This window comes from Prauserella oleivorans, from assembly GCF_042685745.1.
In the GTDB taxonomy this organism is placed as follows: domain Bacteria; phylum Actinomycetota; class Actinomycetes; order Mycobacteriales; family Pseudonocardiaceae; genus Prauserella_A; species Prauserella_A oleivorans.
In genome coordinates this window covers 4,462,807-4,478,874 of the sequence record NZ_JBHUNT010000001.1, presented here as the reverse complement: position 1 = coordinate 4,478,874, position 16,068 = coordinate 4,462,807, and the positions used below count along the sequence as shown (strand labels likewise).

16 protein-coding genes are annotated in these 16,068 nt (G+C 69.8%); 11 read left to right on the top strand and 5 right to left on the bottom strand.

Going from position 1 to position 16,068, the window contains the following annotated elements; all coding sequences use genetic code 11:
- The first annotated feature begins 111 nt into the window (after positions 1-111).
- The 6 genes from ACFSZT_RS21935 to ACFSZT_RS21910 are packed head-to-tail and all read left to right on the top strand — an operon-like array spanning position 112 to position 5,390.
- Positions 112-309 (top strand): ferredoxin, encoded by a 198-nt coding sequence (locus tag ACFSZT_RS21935; protein WP_377386273.1) that lies wholly within the window; start codon positions 112-114, stop codon positions 307-309.
- 57 nt (positions 310-366) lie between these two features.
- The gene (locus ACFSZT_RS21930; protein WP_377386270.1) at positions 367-1,149 is read left to right on the top strand and encodes an enoyl-CoA hydratase/isomerase family protein; all 783 of its coding nucleotides are present in this window, start codon (positions 367-369) and stop codon (positions 1,147-1,149) included.
- Positions 1,149-2,795: an AMP-binding protein gene (locus tag ACFSZT_RS21925; RefSeq protein ID WP_377386267.1), complete on the top strand. Its 1,647-nt coding sequence runs from the start codon at positions 1,149-1,151 to the stop codon at positions 2,793-2,795. Before ACFSZT_RS21930 ends, ACFSZT_RS21925 begins: the two co-directional genes overlap by 1 nt.
- 15 nt (positions 2,796-2,810) lie before the next feature.
- The gene (locus ACFSZT_RS21920) at positions 2,811-3,695 is read left to right on the top strand and encodes an HpcH/HpaI aldolase/citrate lyase family protein (RefSeq protein ID WP_377386264.1); all 885 of its coding nucleotides are present in this window, start codon (positions 2,811-2,813) and stop codon (positions 3,693-3,695) included.
- A gap of 23 nt (positions 3,696-3,718) precedes the next feature.
- A complete protein-coding gene (locus ACFSZT_RS21915) occupies positions 3,719-4,177 on the top strand; it encodes a MaoC family dehydratase (protein ID WP_377386261.1) in 459 nt (152 codons plus the stop codon).
- Positions 4,178-4,223: 46 nt separating this feature from the next.
- Positions 4,224-5,390 (top strand): acyl-CoA dehydrogenase family protein, encoded by a 1,167-nt coding sequence (locus tag ACFSZT_RS21910; protein WP_377478330.1) that lies wholly within the window; start codon positions 4,224-4,226, stop codon positions 5,388-5,390.
- Positions 5,391-5,451: 61 nt separating this feature from the next.
- Here the strand turns inward: ACFSZT_RS21910 and ACFSZT_RS21905 are convergent, their stop codons facing one another.
- Genes ACFSZT_RS21905 through ACFSZT_RS21895 form a run of 3 tightly spaced genes read right to left on the bottom strand, consistent with a single transcriptional unit; the run spans position 5,452 to position 8,249 of the window.
- On the bottom strand, positions 5,452-6,240 hold the full coding sequence (locus ACFSZT_RS21905; RefSeq protein WP_377386255.1) for a crotonase/enoyl-CoA hydratase family protein: 789 nt from the start codon (positions 6,238-6,240) through the stop codon (positions 5,452-5,454).
- Between the two features lie 18 nt (positions 6,241-6,258).
- Positions 6,259-7,017 (bottom strand): SDR family NAD(P)-dependent oxidoreductase, encoded by a 759-nt coding sequence (locus ACFSZT_RS21900; RefSeq protein ID WP_377386253.1) that lies wholly within the window; start codon positions 7,015-7,017, stop codon positions 6,259-6,261.
- A 26-nt stretch (positions 7,018-7,043) separates the two neighbouring features.
- Complete coding sequence (locus tag ACFSZT_RS21895) at positions 7,044-8,249, bottom strand: thiolase family protein (protein ID WP_377386251.1); 1,206 nt, start codon at positions 8,247-8,249, stop codon at positions 7,044-7,046.
- A gap of 145 nt (positions 8,250-8,394) precedes the next feature.
- On the opposite strand from ACFSZT_RS21895, the gene ACFSZT_RS21890 reads away from it, so the two are divergent.
- The 4 genes from ACFSZT_RS21890 to ACFSZT_RS21875 are packed head-to-tail and all read left to right on the top strand — an operon-like array spanning position 8,395 to position 12,266.
- The gene (locus ACFSZT_RS21890) at positions 8,395-9,546 is read left to right on the top strand and encodes an acyl-CoA dehydrogenase family protein (protein WP_377386247.1); all 1,152 of its coding nucleotides are present in this window, start codon (positions 8,395-8,397) and stop codon (positions 9,544-9,546) included.
- 13 nt (positions 9,547-9,559) lie between these two features.
- Positions 9,560-10,705, top strand: coding sequence for an acyl-CoA dehydrogenase family protein (locus ACFSZT_RS21885; RefSeq protein ID WP_377386244.1), 1,146 nt, complete (start codon positions 9,560-9,562; stop codon positions 10,703-10,705).
- Entirely contained in the window at positions 10,706-11,455 is a 750-nt protein-coding gene (locus ACFSZT_RS21880) for an SDR family NAD(P)-dependent oxidoreductase (protein WP_377386241.1), read from the top strand.
- Between the two features lie 4 nt (positions 11,456-11,459).
- Positions 11,460-12,266 (top strand): amidohydrolase family protein, encoded by an 807-nt coding sequence (locus ACFSZT_RS21875; protein ID WP_377386238.1) that lies wholly within the window; start codon positions 11,460-11,462, stop codon positions 12,264-12,266.
- 10 nt (positions 12,267-12,276) lie between these two features.
- On the opposite strand, the gene ACFSZT_RS21870 is transcribed toward ACFSZT_RS21875, so the two are convergent.
- Together ACFSZT_RS21870 and ACFSZT_RS21865 are read right to left on the bottom strand one after the other, a co-directional pair.
- A complete protein-coding gene (locus ACFSZT_RS21870; RefSeq protein ID WP_377386236.1) occupies positions 12,277-13,017 on the bottom strand; it encodes a FadR/GntR family transcriptional regulator in 741 nt (246 codons plus the stop codon).
- Positions 13,014-14,252, bottom strand: a complete 1,239-nt coding sequence (locus ACFSZT_RS21865; protein ID WP_377386233.1) for a CaiB/BaiF CoA transferase family protein — start codon at positions 14,250-14,252, stop codon at positions 13,014-13,016. Before ACFSZT_RS21865 ends, ACFSZT_RS21870 begins: the two co-directional genes overlap by 4 nt.
- 358 nt (positions 14,253-14,610) lie before the next feature.
- Here ACFSZT_RS21865 and ACFSZT_RS21860 point away from each other — a divergent pair, with 358 nt between their 5' ends.
- The gene (locus tag ACFSZT_RS21860; RefSeq protein WP_377386230.1) at positions 14,611-16,065 is read left to right on the top strand and encodes an MFS transporter; all 1,455 of its coding nucleotides are present in this window, start codon (positions 14,611-14,613) and stop codon (positions 16,063-16,065) included.
- The last annotated feature ends 3 nt before the right edge of the window (positions 16,066-16,068 follow it).

Sequence of the window (16,068 nt, the reverse complement as noted above, 5' to 3'; positions counted from 1 at the left end):
CCTGATAATAGTTATATCCCTGACCTCGTCAAGGCTCGACCTTCCGCTTGTTCTCTGATAATGGTTATATGTGAACAACGGCCTTGTTGTCGCGCAGAGTGAGGAACAGCCATGAAGGTGCGAGCTGACGAGAACCGCTGCCAGGGACATGGTCTGTGCAACATGACCGCACCGGACGTCTTCGACCTCTCCGACGAGGACGGGCACGTCGTGATCCGCACGCCCGAGGTGCCGCCCGAGCTGCACGACGACGCCGTGCGCGGGGTGGAGTCGTGCCCGGAGATCGCGCTCTCCGTCGTCGACGAGTGACCACCCCGGCGGCAGCCGAACCACGACAACCGCAACACCCAACGGAGGGCTGGTCGCATGGGCGACGTCGAGGTGGAGGAACGGGACGGCGCGATCTGGATCCGGCTGAACCGGCCGGACCGGCGCAACGCCTACGACATCGGCATGGCCACCACGGTCATCGACGCGCTGGAATCGGCCACGGCGATGCATGCCGTGGTCATCACCGGCTCCGGCGGCAGTTTCTGTGCCGGCGGAGCGCTCGATCAGCTGGACGACCCGGACCCGGACCTCTTGCGCACCCTTTTCACGACGTCCGCGCGCATGCTGCACGCCGTCCGGGCCTGCCCGCGGCCGGTGATCGCCGCGGTGAACGGTGCGGCGGCGGGAGGCGGCAACGAACTGGTGGTCGCCTGCGACCTGGCCGTCGCGGCGAAGCGCGCCACGTTCGGCCAGACGGGCCCGCGAGTGGGCTCGTCGCCGGTCCTCGGCGCAACCAACCTCATGGCGGTGCAGATCGGTGAGAAGAAGGCCAAGGAGCTGACCCTGCTCTGCCGCCGCTACGACGCCGAGCAGGCCCTGGCTATGGGGCTCGTCAACGAGGTCGTCGCCGACGAGGAGCTGGAGACGCGCGTGAGCGAGTGGATCGCCGAGCTCAAGGCCCTCAGCCCGCGGTACCTGGAGATCAGCAAGGTCAGCTCCAACCTGTGGTGGAACAGCGCGCAGGACTCGATGGCCAACGGGTTGGGGATGCTCGTGCAGGCCATCGGCAGTGACGACATGCGGGAAGGGGCGCGGGCCTTCATCGAGAAACGGCGGCCCGAATTTCCGCCGCCCGGAACTGGAACACGGAGGTCGTGATGGCACGGCGGTACTACACGGAGCTGCGTCCCACGTTCGGCGACCGCGAGCAGTGGGCGCTGCCCACGGTGCTGCGGCACTGGGCGCGCCGGACTCCGGACGCGGTCTTCCTCGACGCTCCCGAGGAGTCGGCCACGTGGACCTACGCGCAGGCTCTCGACGCTGCCGAGCGGGTCGGGCGCGGTCTGCTGCACGCCGGCGCCGAGCCGGGCGACCGTGTCGTGATCATGGCCGCCAACTCGTCGCGGTTCGTGCGGACGTGGCTCGGCACGGCCGTCGCGGGACTCGTCGAGGTGCCCATCAACACCGCCTACGAGCACGACTTCCTGGCCCACCAGGTGCGGACCGTCGAGGCGCGGATCGCCGTGATCGACGACGTTCACGCGGAGCGGTTCGTCGCCGTCGCCGAGGCCGCCCGCGACATCAAACGGTTCTACGTCATCGACACCGGACGGCGCGCCGAGGCGCTCGCGACGCTGCGGGACGCCGGCTGGACGGCCGAACCGTGGGAGGCGCTCGAGAGCGACCACGCGGCCACCCTGCCCGAGGTGACCCCGCGCGACCTGGCGTCGGTGTTCTTCACCTCCGGCACGACGGGGCCCTCCAAGGGGGTCGCGATGCCGCACGCGCAGATGTACTTCTTCGCCGACGAATGCGTGTCCCTGACGCGCCTGACCTCCGACGACGCGTGGATGACCGTGACGCCGCTCTTCCACGGCAACGCGCAGTTCATGGCGGTCTACCCGGCGATGGTGGCCGGGGCACGCGCGATTGTGCGGTCGCGGTTCAGCGCGAGCCGGTGGATCGACCAGATCCGCGAGAGCCGGGCGACCGTCACCAACTTCATCGGCGTGATGATGGACTTCCTGTCCAAGCAGCCACCGCGCCCCGACGACGCCGACAACGTGCTGCGGTGTGTCTTCGCCGCACCCACCGCCGCATCCTTGGTGGACGAGTTCAAGTCCCGGTACGGCATCGAGGCTTTCGTCGAGGTCTTCGGCCTCACGGAGACCTCGGCACCCATCCTCTCGCCCTACGGCGAGGCTCGGCCGGCCGGCGCGGCGGGACTCGCGGCGGACGAGTGGTTCGACGTGCGGCTGGTGGACCCGGAAACCGACGAGGACGTGGCCGTCGGCGAGGTCGGCGAGCTGGTGGTGCGCCCGCGCGTGCCGTGGATCTGCAGCATGGGCTACTTCAACATGCCGGACCGCACGGTCGAGGCGTGGCGCAACCTGTGGTTCCACACCGGGGACGCGCTCCGGCAGGACGCCGACGGCTGGTTCTACTTCGTCGACCGGTTCAAGGACGCGCTGCGCCGTCGCGGGGAGAACATCAGCTCCTACGAGGTGGAGACGGCTTTCCTCAGCCACCCGGCCGTGCTCGAATGCGCTGTCATCGCCGTGCCCGCCGAGGCGGAGGCCGGTGAGGACGAGGTGATGGCCTACCTGATCACGAGCGAGCCGGTGACCGCGGAGGAGATCTGGGACTGGTGCGGCAGCAAGGTGCCCGCCTTCGCCGTGCCCCGCTACCTCCGGTTCGTCGACGAACTGCCGAAGACGCCCAGCCAGCGGGTGCAGAAGGCGAAGCTGCGCGAGATCGGCATCACCGCCGACACGGTCGACCGCGCCTCGGTGCCCGCGAGCTGACGAGAAGGGACCATCATGCATCCGTACCGCTCCGTGCTGTTCGTGCCCGGGCACAAGCCGCGGTGGGCGGCCAAGGCGGTGGCCAGCGGCGCCGACGCCGTGGTGCTCGACCTCGAGGACTCGGTGCCCGGCGACCTGAAGGCCGAGGCCAGGGCCACCGTCGCGCGCACCGTGGCCGACATCCGTGCCGGGGACGACCGGGTGGGCCTGTTCGTCCGGCCCAACGCGCTCGACACCGGCCTCGCGGGCGAGGACCTCGAAGCCGCGGTCGGTGCCGGGCTCACCGGCCTCTTCGTGCCGAAGGTCCGGGACCGCGACGACGTCGTGCGCTGGGAGACCCTCGTCGACTGGTTCGAGCGTCGCAACGGGGCGAGCGGCCTGGAGCTGATCGTGCCCGTGGAGATGGTCGAGGCGATCCAGAACTGCCGGGAGATCGCCGGCGCCTCGCCACGCGTGGGCGCCATGATCGGCCCGACGGCGGAGCACGCCGACATCGCCCGCGCGGTCGGGTATCGGTGGAGCCGTGAGGGCACCGAGACGCTGTACCTGCGCAGCCGGGTGCTGCTGGCGTGCCGCGAGTACGGCCTGCACGCGCTCACCGGACTGTGGGAGGATCTGTCCGATTTGGACGGGCTGCGCGCGTTCGCCGACCAGGGGCTCCAGCTCGGTTTCCGCGGCCAGATCGCCATCCACCCGTCCCACGTTCCCGTGCTGAACGAGGTGTTCTCGCCGAGCGCCGAGGAGATCGAGTTCCGCGAAGGCCTCGTGGCCGCGTTCGAGGCCGCCGCCGCGCACGGCGACGGTGCTGTCCGGTACCGAGGCGTCCACATCGACAAAGCGCACGCGGACACCGCGCGGGAATGGCTCGCCCATGCCCGCCGCGTGCTCGAGCGCGCGTGACCCGAACGACCGAGGAGCCGACCATGCCAGGCCTGTACTACGAGGACCTCGTGGAGGGGAAGGTCTACGACCACCCGTTCACCCGCACCGTCACCGAGATGGACAACATCATGTTCACCTCGCTGACCATGAACCCACAACCGCTGCACCTGGACGCGGAGTTCGCCAAGACCACCATTCACGGCCGGCGGCTGGTCAACAGCCTGTTCACGCTGGCCTTGGTCGGCGGCATGATCGTGTACGACCTCACCTACGGCACCACGCTGGGTAACCTCGGCTACGAGAAGGTCGAGTTCCCCAAGCCGGTGTTCCACGGCGACACGATCCGTGCCAGCAGCACGATCCTCCGCAAGCGAGAGTCGAAGTCCCGCCCGGACGCGGGGATCGTCTGGTTCGAGCATCGCGGTGTCAATCAGCGGGACGAGACCGTCTGCGTGTGCGAGCGCGTCGGGATGATGATGAAGCGGCCGGACGCGCGGTGATGTTCACACACGCGGCAGCGGTGCGGGCGAGCCACAGGAGGGCATGATGGGGTTCGGCTACGACGAGACGCACGAGGACATCCGCCAGGCGGTCCGCCAGATGTGCGCCCGGTTCGACGACCAGTACTGGCTGGAACACGACCAGTCCCACGAATTCCCGTGGGAGTTCTACCAGGCCGTTGTGGACGGTGGCTGGCTCGGGCTCACGGTGCCGGAGGAGTACGGCGGCGGCGGGCTCGGCGTCACCGAGGCCGCGATCGTCGAGCAGGAGATCTCCGCCTCCGGCGCGGGCATGAACGGCTGCAGCGCCGTCCACATCGGAATCTTCGGGTTCGAACCGCTCATCCGGTACGGCAGCGCGGAGCTCAAGCAGCGGTTCCTGCCGCGGCTGGTGAAGGGCGACCTGCACACGTCGTTCGCGGTCACCGAGCCGGATGCCGGTACCGACACGCTCAACCTGAGCACCACGGCGCGCAAGGTGGACGGCGGCTTCCGTGTGTCCGGCAAAAAGGTCTGGATCACCAAGGCCCAGGAGGCCGAGCGCATGATGCTGCTCTGCCGCACGTCGCCGCGCGAGGAGGGCAAGGGGCGCACCCGGGGGCTCACTCTGATGTTCGCCGAGCTCGACCGCAATCACGTCGAGGTCAAGCCGATCCCGAAGCTGGGGCGCAACGCGGTCGACACGAACGAACTGTTCATCGACGACCTGTTCGTGGCCGACTCCGACGTGATCGGCGAGGTCGGGGAGGGTTTCAACGCCATCCTCGCCGGTCTGAACGCCGAACGTGTGCTGTCGGCCAACGCCGCCATCGGCCTGGGCCGCGCGGCACTGCGGCGAGCCTGCGAGTACGCGGGCGAGCGGGTGGTGTTCGGCCGCCCCATCGGGAAGAACCAGCTCATCTCCGGTCAGCTCGCCGAGGCGAAGATCAAGCTGGACGCGGCGGACCTGATGTGTAAGCAGGCGGCGTGGATGATCGACAACGACATCCCGTGCGGCAAGGAGGCCAACGAGGCCAAGTACCTGGCGGCCGAGGCCGGGTTCAACGCCGCCGACGTGGCGATCAGCGTGCACGGAGGCTACGGGTTCGCCAAGGAGTACCACGTGGAGCGGTATTTCCGCGAGGCGCGACTGATGCGTATCGCGCCCATCAGCCAGGAGATGGTGCTCAACTACATCGCCGAGCACGTGCTCGGGTTGCCGCGCAGCTACTGACCGGGGGACGACAACGCCGGGGGCGCCACACGGCACCCCCGGCGTTTCTCGCGTGTCCGGCTCAGGAACCGGTCCACTCCGGTGCGCGTTTCTCGACGAAGGCGGCCGCGCCCTCCTTGGCGTCGGCGGATCGCCGTACCGGGTCGACGAACTCCTCCTGCCGCGCGAATTTCTCCTCGAGCGGCCAGTCCGCCGAGCGCACGAGGACCTGTTTGGACGCGGTGAGCGCCAGCGGAGCGTTGGCGGCGACCGTGCCGGCGAGTTCGAGCGCGACCTCGAGCGCCCGGCCCGGCTCGGTGAGCCGGTTCACCAGCCTGGCCTCGGCGGCCTCGCGGGCCGGCCACATCCGGCCGGTGAGCACGATCTCCATGGCGAGGTGGTAGGGAATGCGGTGCTGCAGGCGCAGAAGCCCGCCCGCCGCCGCGGTGAGCCCGCGCTTCACCTCGGGCAATCCGAAATTCGTTTCGGTGGTGGCCACGATGAGATCGCAGGCGAGCACGATCTCGAACCCGCCTGCCAGCGCGTAGCCCTCGACGGCCGCGATCAGCGGCTTCGCGGGCGGGCGCTGGACGAGCCCGGCGAAGCCGCGGCCGTCCACGACCGGGCGCTCGCCGCGCGCGAACCCCTTGAGGTCCATGCCGGCACAGAACGTCCCGCCGGCACCGGTGATGACGCCGACGCTCAGGTCGGGCCTGCGGTCGAGTTCGTCCAGGGCGGTGGCGATCTGCCGGGCCATCGCCAGCGACATCGCGTTGCGGGCGTGCGGGCGGTTCATGGTGAGGACGAGGACGCGCCCGCGTTCGGACACGAGCAGCTCGGGAGCGCCGGAGTCGGCGGAGTGGTCGGTCACGGTCCCTCCACGGGTGGGTCAGCGGGGCGCCATGCGGATGGCGCCGTCGAGCCGGATGGTCTCGCCGTTGAGCATCGGGTTGTCGATGATCTGCAGGGCGAGTGAGGCGTACTCGTCGGGGATGCCGAGCCTGCTGGGATGCGGGATCGACTTGCCGAGCGACTCGCGGACCTCCTCGGGCAGCCGCGCGAGGATCGGTGTGTCGAACAGGCCCGGCGCGATCGTGGTGACGCGGATGAGCTTCGACGCGAGATCGCGCGCGGCCACCAGCGTCATCCCGACGATGCCCGCCTTCGCCGAGGCGTAGGGGATCTGGCCGATCTGGCCTTCGTAGGCCGCGACCGACGCGGTGAGCACGCACACGCCCCGCTCGCCGTCGACCGGCTCGTTACGGGCCATCCGTGCCGCGGCCAGGCGCAGCACGTTGAACGTGCCGAAGAGGTTGACCCGGACGACTGTCTCGTACATCTCCATCGACCCGGGGTTGCCGTCGCGGTCGACGAGGCGCACGGCGCCCCCGCGCCCCGCGCAGTGCACGACGGCGCGCAGGGGACCGGCCGATTCGGCGGTGTCCAGGGCGGCCTGCACGGCGTCGGTGTCGGTGACGTCGGCTGCCGCGAACGAGCCGCCGATCTTCTCCGCGACGGCGTCGCCCTGTGAGGTGGGCAGGTCGACGATGACGACGTGGGCGCCACGGTCGGCCAGCCGGGCGGCCGTGGCCGCGCCCAGTCCCGAGGCTCCGCCGGTGACGATGACGGACGCGTTGGTCAGATCCACGTTGTTCTCCTTGCTCTGCGGTGGGCTCACAGGCGTTCGATGATGGTCGCGTTGGCCATCCCGCCTGCCTCGCACATCAATTGCAGGCCGTAGCGCTGCCGGTTGTCCTCGAGCGCGGTCAGCATCGTGGTCATCAGGCGGGCGCCCGACGCGCCGAGCGGGTGGCCCAGCGCGATCGCGCCGCCGCGCGGGTTGAGCTTCGCGGTGTCGGCACCGTCCACACCGAACTCGGCCACCCACGCCAGCGGCACGGACGCGAATGCCTCGTTGAGCTCGATGTGGTCGATGTCGTCCAGCGTCAGGCCGGTCCGGCCGAGGATGCCGCGGGTCGCGGGGATCGGTGCGGTGAGCATCAGCAGCGGATCGTCGCCGCACACGTGCATGGCGCGGATCCGTGCCCGCGGGATGAGGCCAAGCTGCTCGCATTTCGCCGCGCTCATCAGTAGCAGCGCACCGGCACCGTCGGTGATCTGGGAGGAGTTGCCCGCGGTGATGTGCCAGCCGATCTCCGGGAAGCGTTCAGTCATGGTGTCGGAGCGAAACGCCGGGTCGAGCGCGGCCAGCTGCTCGACGGTGCTGCCGGGCCGGATCGTCTCGTCGTCGGTGACGGTGCCCTCGGGGGTCGCGATCGGCACGATCTCGCGCGCGAACGAACCGGCGTCCCGCGCGGCGGCCGCGAGCCGGTGCGAGCGCACGGCGTACTCGTCGAGCTCGTCCCGGTCGAGCTTCCAGCGGGCGGCGACGAGCTCGGCGGCGACGCCCTGCGGCACGAGCCCGGGTGCGAAGCGCTCGCGCACTCCCGCGCCGAAGGGGTCGGCGTCCATGCGGGCCGAGCCCATGCGCACCCGGCTCATCGACTCGACACCGCCCGCGACGGCGATGTCGTAGCAGCCCGCCATGATCGCCTGGGCGGCGAAGTGCACGGCCTGCTGGCCGGAGCCGCACTTGCGGTCGATGGTCGTGGCCGGGACGTGCGCGGGCAACCCCGCGGCGAGCCAGGCCATGCGGCCCGGGGTGGCCGACTGCTCACCGACCTGGGAGACGCAGCCGATGAGCACATCGTCGACGGTGCCGGGGTCGAGATCGTGCCTGCCGAGTAGTCCGGCGAGCGTCTGGGCCAGCAGATCCACCGGGTGGACGTTCGCCAGTGCGCCTCCCGGGCGGCCCTTGCCCATCGGCGTCCGGACCGCGTCGACGATGACGACTTCACTGACTTCCCGCGCCGGAATCATGGCTAATTACTTATCATGATATTCATGGCAAGTCCACGGTCGCCGGTTGCCGCGGGGCTGGTCCTCGGTCAGTGTCATCCGCTCGCCTGTTGACAATCCCGGCGGCTAAACCAGGATAATGATTACAACCAAGGAGGGCGAACTGATGACCGTTGACCAGAACCGGGAGATCCGGGAACTCGCCGCGAGAGTGGCCGCCGAGGTCTACGCGCCGATGGCCGACGAGCTGGACGTCCACCGCCGGCCGTTGCCCGCGGAGGAACGAAGGCGACTAGGTGAGCTGGGCTTTCTCGGTATCGCCCTCCCCGAACGGTTCGGGGGCGCCGGAGCCCCCGTCTCCCAGGCGCTGGCGGTGATCGAGGAACTCGCCAAGGTCTGCCGTCCCGCGGCGTTCCAGGTCTTCGAGTCGAACACCGGACCCGCGCAGGTCGTCAACCACCTCGGCACCGAGGAACAGCGCGAGCGCTGGCTACCTGCCATCGTTTCGGGGGAGAAGACGATGGCCGTGGCCATCTCCGAACCGGACGCGGGCTCGGCGGCCACCGACATGCGCACCGTGGCCAAGCCGACCGACGACGGCTACGTCGTCAACGGCGCCAAACGTTGGATCTCCAACGGGGGAGAGGCCGACCTGTACCTCGTCTACACGCGCCTGTCCGACGCGCCGGGCTCCAAGGGCATCGGTGCCGTCGTGGTGGAGAAGGGGATGCCCGGGCTCAGCTTCGGCGCGCCGGAGCGACTGATGGGCTTCCGCGGCATTCCGTCAGCCGACGTCATCCTGGACAACGTCGTGGTGCCCAAGGATCACGTCGTCGTGCCCGCGGGCAGCTTCGGCAAGCTGTTCGGCGTCTTCTCCATCGAGCGGCTCGGCAACTCCACGATGAGCCTCGCCATCGCCCAGGAAGCACTCGACCGCACGGTCAAGTACGTGCAGGAGCGCGAGCAGTTCGGCAAGCCGCTGATCGAGTTCCAGAGCGTGCAGACCACGCTGGCCGACATGGTGCTGCAGGTGGAGGCGGCACGGTCACTGCTCGACAAGGCGGCCGCCGGCGCCGGGACCGGGCTGCCGAACCCGCTTCAGGTGTCCCTGGCCAAGTGCACGGCCAACGAGACCGCCAAGCGCGTGACCGATCTGGCCATGCAGCTGCACGGCGGTAACGGTTACACCGAGGAGTACGGCCTCGAGCGGCTGCACCGGGACGCCCACGGGTGGGCCATCGCAGGCGGAACGCCCACGATGCAGCGCATCCGGATCGTGTCCGAGTTGCTGAACCGTCGATTCGACCAGCGTGGCTGAGCGGGAGGGTGGCATGGTCGCAGTGGAGCAGCCGTTCGATCTGTCCGAACGGCATCGCAAGATCCAGGAGATCGCCCGCGAGGTGGCGGCCTCGGTGGAACCATTCGCGCACGAGGCCGACGAATGCGCCGACGTGCACCCCGCCACCGCGGCGGCGTTGCGCGAGTCCGGCCTGGCGCGCCACGTCGTGCCCGCGGCGTACGGCGGTGAGGAGGAGATACTCGACCCGCTCGCCATCGCGGTGGTGCGCGAGGCTCTGATGTACACCTCCGCGCACCTCGATTCGTTGTTCGGCATGCAGGGTGTCGGCAGCTACTCGCTGGCGGTCGGCGGATCCGAGGAGCTGAAGGACGAGTGGCTGCCGCGCGTGGCGCGGCTCGACGCCATCGCCGGGCTCGCGCTGACCGAGCCCGACGTCGGCTCGGACCTGCGGGCGATCACCACCACGATCGAGTCGCGGGACGGCGAGCTACGGGTCCGGGGCCGGAAGTCGTTCATCACCAACGGCGGTGCCGCTGCTTTCTACTGTGTGCTGGGCAAGGAGGGCGACGGCTACTCGATGGTGCTCGTGCCCGCCGATGCGCCCGGGCTGCGCGCCGAGCGGGGCGCCGACATCATCGCGCCGCACATCCTCGGCGAGCTGACCTTCGACGACGTCGTCGTCCCCGAGGGCCATCGGCTGGGTGTTCCGGGCAAGGCGTTCTCGCTGATGCTGCAGACGCTGGCGGTCTTCCGGGTGACGGTAGCCGGGTCGGCGGTCGGGCTCGGTCAGGCCGCGTTGGACGAGGCGGTGCAGCACAGCACGACGCGCACCCAGTTCGGCAGGCCGTTGCTGGAGCTCGGCGCCGTCGGGCAGAACCTCGCGCTCTCCTGGGCCGACGTGGAGAGCGCACGCGCCATGACCTACCGGGCGGCCTCGCTCGCGCGGCAGGACCCACTGGCGCATCTGGACTACTCCTCGATCGCCAAGGTCGTCGCCACCGAGGCGGCCGGGCGCGTCGTCGACCGGGGCGTGCAGAGCATGGGCCGGTTCGGGCTCGTCCGGGGCTCGAAGATCGAGCGGCTCTACCGCAACGCGCGCCCGTTGCGGGTCTACGAGGGCGCCACCGAGGTGCTCCTCGACTCGCTTGCCCGCAGGCTCGGGAAGAAGGTGTCCTGAATGGACTTCCAGCTGCAGGACACGGTCGTCCTGGTAACCGGAGCCAGCCGCGGTCTCGGGGCCGCCATGGCGGTCACCCTCGCCGAGGAAGGGGCCACCGTGGTCGCGGCGGCCCGGAGCAAGGACAGTCTCGACGACGTCGCCGCGCGGGGACAGGGCCGCATCTCGGTCGAGGTCGTCGACATGCGCGACGAGACGGCCGTGAGCGGGCTGGTGGACAGCGTCGTCGCGCGGCACGGCCGGATCGACGCGCTCGTCAACAACGCGGGCATCGCGGCAGCCGGCACGTTCGCCGAGCAGGATCCCCAGGTGTGGAAGGACACGATGACGGTCAACGTCATCGCACCCATGCTGCTGGCCCAAGCGGCGGGCAGGAAGATGATCGAGCAGGGCCACGGCCGGATTGTCAACATCGCCTCCACCACCGGTGTCCGCGGCAAGCCCCACCTGGTCGGGTACTCGGCGTCCAAGGGCGCGGTGGTGCGCATGACCGAGGCGCTGGCCGCCGAGTGGGCGGCCAAGAACGTGCAGGTCAACTGCATCGCGCCGGGGGCGTTCGCCACCGACGCGCAAAAGGCCGTACTCGAATCACCCGACCTGCTCCAGCGGCGGGTCGCCAAGATCCCCGCGCGCCGGATGGCCGACGCCGCGGAGCTGATGCCGCTGGTCTGCCTGCTCGTGTCCGCCAGTTCGCCGTTCACCACGGGTGCTGTGTTCGTGGTCGACGGCGGTGAATCCGGAAAGCTGTGACGCCATGATCATCGACGCACACACCCACGTCTGGCCGGACACGATCGCGGCCGCTGCTCTCGGCAACAACCGGTTGCCGGGCCTCACCGCCCAGGGCGATGGCACGGTCGGCGGCCTCACCGCGCACATGGACGCCACGGGCGTCGACATGAGCTGCTGTCTCGGCATCGCCAACCAGGCCCGCCATGTGGACAAGGTCAACGCCTTCGTGGCGGGGCTCGCCTCCGAGCGGCACTTCGGTGTCGGGACCGTGCACGTCGAACTGTCCGCCGAGGAAAACCTCGCCAGCCTGCGCAGGCACGGGATCCGCGCGGTCAAACTGCACCCGCTGTTCCAGAACTTCGCTCTGGACGACCCTCGACTGTGGACGATCCTGGAGGCGTTCGGTTCCGAGATCGCCGTGATCGCCCATGTCGGCGCCGGCAGCGGTGACGCCCACACCAACAGCTTGTCCAGTCCGACGATGATCGCCGACATCGCCAGGCAGTTTCCGGACCTGCGGCTGATGGCCTGCCACTTCGGCGGCTACAAGATCCTCGACGACGCCGAGGAGATGCTGTGCGGCGCCGACGTGGTGCTGGAGACGTCGTGGCCGCCGAGCCTGACCACACTCCGTCCGGAGCGCGTGCGCAGGCTCATCCGCCGGCACGGCGCCGAGCGCGTCGTGTTCGGTTCGGACTGGCCGATGGCGGACCCGGCCAAGGAGATCGAGGCGATCCAGGCGCTCGGTCTCAGCGACACGGAGACCAAGTCGGTGCTGGGCGGGACGCTGGCCAGGGTGCTCGGTATCGACTCGCCGTGGTCGCGGTGAGGGCAGCGTTTCAGGCCAGGTTGGTCCAGACGATCGGCGCGGCGAGCACCTCGGGGTACTTGCGCTCGGCGTAGCGAACGTACTCGCGGATGTGATCGGACATCGCTTCCGACGAGGCGTCCGGGTCCCGCGTCGCGATCGCTTCGTAGATCCGCAGGTGTGCCTTGTGGACCGCCGAGCGGCGCACTTTGGGGTAATCGATACCGATCGCGGAGCCGTCGAGGATGCCGAGCAGCGCGTCCACGAGATAGCCGAACATGGCGTTGCCCGACCCGTGGGCGATGATGTCGTGGAACCGCTTGTTCTCGGCCAGGAATACCTCCTGGTCGTCGAGGTGCTCGTGCATCGTGTCGACGCTGAGCTTGAGGTCGGACAACTGGTCGTCGCTGATCCGCTCGGCCGCCAGCTGCGCCATCATGGGTTCGAGCCCGGTGCGGGCCTCGGCAATGGTGCGAAACGGCGCGTTCTCGAACTGCAGCAGCAACGTCAGTGCCGTGGCGAGGCTGGAGGCGTCCGGCTGTTCGACCACCGGCCCGCCGCCCGGCCCGGGCCGCAGCGAGATCACGCCCTGCAGCTCGAGGAACCGCAGCGACTCCCGCAGCGTGCCGCGGCCGACGCTGTACTCGTCCAGCATGATGCGCTCGGGAGGAAGGCGTTCGCCCACCGTGTTGCCGCGTTTGTTGATGTCGGCGACGATTCGCTGCGCGACGAGCATGGCGGTCTTTCGTGGCCGCAGCGGTGGCTGGCTCACCGCCGCACCCCCGGCCGGCCTGAGGCCACGACCCCGGCCTCGGCCAGGGAGCTCAGGTCGGCCTCGCTCATGCCCAGCTCCCCGACGAGGACGTCCGCCGTGTGCTGGCCGAGGTCGGGCACACCGTCGTACACGGGGCGTTCGGTGTCGCGCACGTGCAGGATCGGTCCGGGCATCAGCGCCGGGCCGAGTGCGGTGTTGGCGAGCTCCACCAGGGTGCGTTCGGTGAAATGCGGATCGAGCGTGATGTCGCGGGCGTCGTTGACCGGCGCCGACACCACCTCGTACTTGTCCAGGATGGTGAGGATCTCGTCGCGCGGGCGGCTGCGCACCCAGTCGCTGACGATCTTCTGCAGCGACTCGTTGTTGGCCATCCGAGCGGAGTTGGTGGCGTAGCGCGGGTCGGTCTTGAGATCCGGCCTGCCCATGGCGTCGAACAGCCGCATGGCGATGGTCTGGTTGGAGCCGGCGATCGACAACCAGCCACCGTCCGCGGCCTGGTAGATGCCGCGTGGCGAGGCGGCTCCGGAGGCGTTGCCGTGCCGCTGCATGATCGTTCCCGATGCCGTGTAGTTCAGCACCGCGTCGCCGAGGATGAACATCAGCGGTTCGTACAGGGCAACGTCGACCTCGGAACCGCTGCCCTGCACCTCGCGCCGGTAGAGCGCCATGGCGGTGCCGAAGGCGGCGGAGATGCCCGCGATGGAGTCGGCGAATCCGAACGGCGGTGCGGTCGGGGGCGTCTCCGGCCAGCCGTTGAGGAAGGCATATCCGCTCGCGGTCTCGGCCACCGTGCCGAAGCCGGGCCTGGAGCGATAGGGGCCGGTCTGCCCGAACCCGCTCACGCGGGTCATCACCAGTCGCGGGTTCTGCCGCGACAGGTCGCGGTAGCCCATGCCCCAGTCCTCGAGGCGACCGGGCCGGAAGTTCTCGATCAGCACATCGGCGTCGGCCACCAGGCGGGTCACGACCTCGCGGCCGCGCGGGTCCCGCAGGTCGATGCCCACGGACCGCTTGCCGGAGTTCAGCCGTGCGAAACCGATGGCCGTGCCGTTGTGCGACGGCTGCCATTGGCGCGCGAAGTCGCCATTCGCCGGGTCCTCGATCTTGACGACGTCGGCGCCGAAGTCGCGGAGCATCCTGCCCGCGGTCGGGGCCGCGTACATCGAACCGAGCTCGATCACCCGCACACCGGCCAGCGGCCGTGCGCCGGAGGGGACGGCTTCAGTGCCCATATCGTCTCCTCTATGCGAATGGTGATGATAGATTAGCACATCGACGGATCACTCAGTCTCCTCTCGACATGGTGTCCGGTCGGCGTTACCGGTCGATTCCGCCGTCCGGGTCGTCCGGTCGGAACCGTTCAGGATCATGAGCAGGGTTATCGCCACGGTGTAGCTCAGTGGCCCGCCGCCGGGCGCGTACCCGTGCGCCGGCCGCCGTCGTCCCGCGGCGCGCCGGTGTGAGCGGGTTCGGGCTCACCCGGCTCCATGCCGGCGCCCCGGTGGATTGCGCGGAGGGGTGAACACAGGTTTACTCGATCGGCTGGCGCGTGAACACTGGTTCACCGATGTCGAGAAGGAGCCCTCGCCCGTGACCGGAACACTGCCCGTGCGGTCGCCCGCGAGATCCAAGGTCGCGGTCGGCGTCCTGGCCTCGTCGGGCATCGCGGTGTCGCTGATGCAGACGCTGGCGGTGCCACTGTTGCCGGAATTCCCCCGGCTGCTCGGCACCACGCCGTCCAACGCGGCGTGGCTCATCACCGTCACGCTGCTCACCGGTGCCGTGTTCGCCCCGGTGCTGGGCAGGCTCGGCGACATGTACGGCAAGCGCCGGATGCTGCTGGTGGCGCTGTCCGCGATGGCGCTCGGCAGTGCGCTCGGTGCGCTGAGCAGCGAGTTCCTGGTGCTGCTCGCCGCGCGCGCCTTGCAGGGCGTGGCTATCGGCGTGATCCCGCTCGGGATCAGCATCATGCGCGACGAGCTGCCGCCGGAGCGGGTGGGGACGGGCATCGCCGTCATGAGCTCGACCCTGGGGGCGGGTGGCGCGGTGGGCCTGCCACTGACCGGGTTCGTGGCCGAGAACGCGGACTGGCACTGGCTGTTCGCGGGGGCGGCCGTCTTCGCCGCACTGGAGATCCTGCTGGTCCGGCTGCTGGTGCCGGAGTCGCCGGTGCGCAGCGGCGGCCGGTTCGACCTCGCCGGTGCCGTCGGGCTGTCCGTGGCGCTGTTGTGCCTGCTGCTGCCGGTGTCGCGTGGCTCGGTGTGGGGCTGGGGGAGTCCGCCGGTGCTGGGGCTGCTCGGCGCGTCCCTGCTGCTGTTCCTCGTGTGGGGCCGGTACGAACTGCGCGGCCCCTCGGCGCCGCTGGTGGACCTGCGCGTGTCGGCGCGGCCGGCCGTGCTGCTCACCAACATCGCCTCGGTGCTCATCGGCATCGCCATGTTCGCGTCGTTCATGGTGAGCGCGCAGATGCTGCAGGCACCGGCCGAGACCGGCTACGGCTTCGACCTCTCGCTCATGGAGAGCGGGCTGGCGTTGCTGCCGGTGGGCTGCGCGATGGTGGCGTTCTCCCCGCTGTCGGCTGTCGTCTCCCGGCGCTGGGGTCCGCGGGTGACCGTGGTGCTCGGCGTCTCGGTCCTCGCGGCGGGCAATCTGTGCCGTCCTCTGGTGCACCGCCCGCTGGCCGGCGTCATCCTCGTGGTCACCGTGACCGCGATCGGCGCCGCCCTCGCCTACGGGGCCGTGCCCGCCCTCATCATGCGTGCCGTTCCCCGCTCCGAGACGGCGGCGGCCAACAGCCTCAACGCGCTGTGCCGCTCGATCGGCACGTCCAGTTGCAGCGCGATCGTCGCCACGGTCTCCGCGGGCATGGTGACGTACGCGGCGGGTGGCGAGTTCCCGTCCTTGGTTGGCTACACGGTGATCTTCGTGATCGCCGGCGGAGCCGCCCTGCTCGCGGGCGTGATCGCAGCTCTGACGCCCACGCCGCGCCCGGACGCCGAGATGGGGCCGTCGCGAGCCGCGCCCGCGGCAGCACGGTCGCGCTAGCCT